Genomic DNA, 391 nt, shown 5'->3' with positions numbered 1-391 from the left:
GGCGCCCCAGTTGTAGACCGGACCGCCGACCTGGATCGCGCGCGCGAGCTTGAGCGGCATGCCGACTTCGCCGGCGATCAGTTGCGCGAGTTCGTCGGTGCGGGCCTTGAGGTTGTCGGCGATCTTTTGCAGATAGGCGCCGCGCTCGGCGGCGGGTGTCGCGGACCAGGCGTCGAATGCGGCGCGCGCGGCGGCGACGGCCGCTTCGGCATCGGCTTCGACGCCTTCGGGAATGCGGCCCATCACGGCCTCCGTGCCCGAGTCGAAGACGTCGATCGTGCCTTTGCCATGCGGCGCGACCCATTGGCCATTGATGTAGAGCTGGGCGTAATTGTTCATGCGGTGTGCTCCTGTCTCCGTGTCTGTTGGTGTTCTTGCCGCATGCCTGTTT

1 protein-coding gene is annotated in these 391 nt (G+C 66.5%); it reads right to left on the bottom strand.

Annotation, left to right across the window (positions count from 1 at the left end; genetic code table 11):
• On the bottom strand, positions 1 to 339 hold a 339-nt coding region (locus BTA35_RS17420; protein ID WP_139363763.1), incomplete at its 3' end, for an aldehyde dehydrogenase family protein.
• Positions 340 to 391 lie beyond the last annotated feature (52 nt).

Source organism: Oceanospirillum linum, assembly GCF_001995095.2.
Taxonomy (GTDB): Bacteria; Pseudomonadota; Gammaproteobacteria; order Pseudomonadales; family Halomonadaceae; genus Oceanospirillum; species Oceanospirillum linum.
This window is presented reverse-complemented; position numbering and strand designations above follow the sequence as displayed.